Annotated in this window: 2 protein-coding genes and 1 pseudogene; all 3 read right to left on the bottom strand. The window is 55.8% G+C overall.

Annotated features, from left to right (window positions below; genetic code table 11):
* Nucleotides 1-687: pseudogene (locus ABYM29_RS15340) on the bottom strand (hypothetical protein); the annotation flags it as partial.
* A 239-nt stretch (nt 688-926) separates the two neighbouring features.
* The gene (flgL, locus tag ABYM29_RS15335; protein ID WP_372865666.1) at nt 927-2,120 is read right to left on the bottom strand and encodes a flagellar hook-associated protein FlgL; all 1,194 of its coding nucleotides are present in this window, start codon (nt 2,118-2,120) and stop codon (nt 927-929) included.
* Between the two features lie 12 nt (nt 2,121-2,132).
* The coding region (locus ABYM29_RS15330; RefSeq protein ID WP_372865665.1) for a flagellar basal body rod C-terminal domain-containing protein at nt 2,133-3,201 on the bottom strand (1,069 nt) is incomplete at its 5' end.

The raw sequence follows: 3,201 nt of genomic DNA, 5'->3' as shown, positions 1-3,201 counted from the left end.
CTTCGAGTAGGCACTATTGGCTTCGCGCCCCGCACCGGTCGAAGACAGGTCTGCACTCGCGCCTACCGAAAGTGCCGCGCCACCACCGATGGAGATACTGGTGCCGCCTTCAGTCATGGCTGCAGAGGTATCAACCAACAGAGTTTGCGCATTGCTGGTATTGGTCGCAATCTGACCGATTTGACTGGAGCGAACCCCGGTATTAAGACCAACGGTAATGGTTTCGCCTACATTAGCCCCTACCTGGAAGCTGGCATTACCGAAGCTGCCATCGAGAATTTTCTGCCCATTGAAGCTGGTCTGGCCGCCAATGCGGTCAATTTCAGCGAGACGCTGCTGAACTTCTGCATCCAGCGCGGCGCGGTCCGAAGACGAGTAGGTCGAGTTGGCGGCCTGCACCGCGAGCTCGCGGATACGCTGCAAGTTATTGGTGATTTCATCCAGCGCGGCTTCACCGGTCTGCGCCAGTGAAATACCGTCATTGGCATTGCGCACGGCTTGATCAAGGCCATTGATCTGTGTGGTGAAGCGCGTGGTGATTGCCAGACCGGCAGCATCATCCTTCGCGCTGTTGATACGCAAGCCAGTCGACAGGCGCTGCAGCGAGGTGCTTAAGGATTCCTGTGAGCGCGACAGGTTACGCTGGGCGTTCAACGAGGCAACATTTGTATTGATACTAAGGGCCATGATGACTCTCCTTCCACTTTATTTTGGTAAAGACGCTAGTCTTTAATCGTGCCCAGCCTCATTGACTGGCGCTTTGCTTTCACCCGAGATAACGACGCCTTGACGAGAAACTTTAAAGTTTTTTTTCGACCTACGGGTAATTACTTAAGGAAGGAAAATCAAGATAGGTATAGACACGTACCAATGGCGACAAGAAGTCTTCTTATCGCCGTTGTAAAACCGGCAACCGCCGATAAATTCTAGAGATAATTAAATAACGACAGACCCTGAACTTTGGCAAACGCCTGCTGCGCCGCCTGCAAACCCAAGCGCTGCTGCTCAAACCGCGACACGGCTTCGGCATAATCCAAATCGTTGATCACACTCAAATTCTGCTGTACCTGCAAGTTCACACTGTCGTTAATATCGCGCTGACGATCCAGCGCCTGCATGCGCGCGCCGGTGTCCGCCTGCTTGGCAACAAGGTGGCTGAGCGCCTGATCTATACCGGCCAGCGAGGTGTTGATCTGACTGGTTTGCAAAGCCCGATCCGCACCACCTGAGCGCGGCTGTGCTAATAACTGCGCCAGACCGGACACCATTGAAAAAACATCCTGAGCCTCACTGGGCCGCAAGTAGAAGGTATCGCCACTGGCGGGCTCACCCTCGATCTTTACGGTCATCCCCGCCACATCAATACTGTCACCGCTGCGGTAACTTCCACTGGCAATCACCACTGCAGAACTGTCACGCAATTCATACTGATCCGCTGCCGTAAAGACAATATCAATCGCATCCCCCGCATACTGCTGAAGGTCGGCAACAGCCCCGGCATCGATAAATCCCTGACCGCTATTCGCCGCTGAGGCGGTGGCCTGGAAACGACCATTGCCATTGGCAATTCCCATAAACAACTCAGAACCGGGACTGGTATCAGCCAACTGGCGATTTAAGCCGACCTGCAGCATGCGCTGGCCGTCATCACCATTGTAACGAAAGCCGTTTGCATCGCGACTAAAGGCTTGAACATCTTGCTGGTAACCCGAAAAAACATAGCGCCCGTCACTGTCGCGAGTGTTTGCCAGGCTCATCAGGCTGTCGGTCTGCTGTTCCAGCTCGCGGGCAATCGCTGCGCGCGACTCATTACTTTGCGCGGCATTGTTGGCCTGCAGGGTAAGAGTGCGTACTCGCTGCAAAATCTCCACGCCCTCGGCCAACACCGATTCTTCCATTCTCAGTCGATTGTCGAGCACCACCGCATTGCGCTGGAATTGTTCACTGCGATCCAGTGAGCGACTCAATTCCAGGCTGCGTACGGCGCCAACCGGATCATCCGCCGGCGACAAGCGGCGCTGCCCCGTTGCCAACTGGGTTTGCGTCTCCAACAGTTTGCTCTGCTGATCCAGCATGCCCGTCAAACCGGCACTGTAGATTTGAGCTGTCGAGATTCTCACACCACCCCCTCGCTAACGTATCGCACTGATCAGACTCTGAAACAGCTGACTGGCAATGCCCGTCGCCTGTGCCGCCGCTTGATAGGCCTGCTGGTACTTGAGCAAATTGGCCGCCTCTTCATCTAAATTCACGCCGGATATCGACTCGACATTCTCACGTGTTTGACGCAATAAATTTTCCTGGGCATCCCGGTTTAGCTCAGCACTGCGCGTGGCCACCGCTATGTCGCCAACCAGGCTATTCACCGCATTTTGCACGCTGCTGTTACCGCCATCCAGAATACGACGATCTTCCACCGCCGCCATCGCCAGCATATTGCGATTATCACCACTGGCACCGACATTGGCTTCAATATAGAAACGATCTCCAGCGATCGGGCTGCCGGTGATCGCAACAGCATTGCCATTAATGACAATGTCAGCACCCTGGGTGTAACTAAAGCTACCGCTGCCGTTTAGCTGATAAGTCGTGTCACTAATGAAATCAATACTGACGGATGCCGACAAATTCGGGTCACTGGCATCAACAATACGGGTTTCAGAAATCTGCGCCGCTCCAGTGTTCGCCGCGTCGGCACCGCTACGCGTTGCCGCCGCCGCGGCAAGTTGCGCAGGATTGCTCATAACAACCGACAGCTGTGCAGCGGCGCCAGCTGTTGGGGTCACCAGAAAGCGGTCACCCGCAGCCGCCGGCGCGTCCAGCGTCAGCGAGATACCGTCAATCACAAAGGGATCAGCTGGCGTTCCCGAGCCACTCCAGGCACTGATGGGCTGTCCACTCGCAGCATCGCTAAACGTCCAGGTGGCACCATCGAACTGCAGGCGCACATTGCGGCCATTCAGCGCCGACACATCATCGACCACCGCGGTGAGCTGGGCACCGCTGGCATTACCAGTTGCCGCAGTAGCTGCCGGCTCCAGGGCGGCAAAAATCGCGCCGCCCGGATTTCCGTTTAAATCCAGCCCTTGCGCGTTTTGCTCATTCAGAGAGCTCGCCAAAGCCGTCGCTATTCTCCCCAGCTCGTTCGTCGTGCGATCGAGCAGGCCATCCCGAAAACTCAATGCCGCGCCGAGACTGCCT

It is taken from the genome of Spongiibacter sp. (assembly GCF_041602295.1).
Lineage (GTDB): Bacteria > Pseudomonadota > Gammaproteobacteria > Pseudomonadales > Spongiibacteraceae > Spongiibacter.
This window is presented reverse-complemented; position numbering and strand designations above follow the sequence as displayed.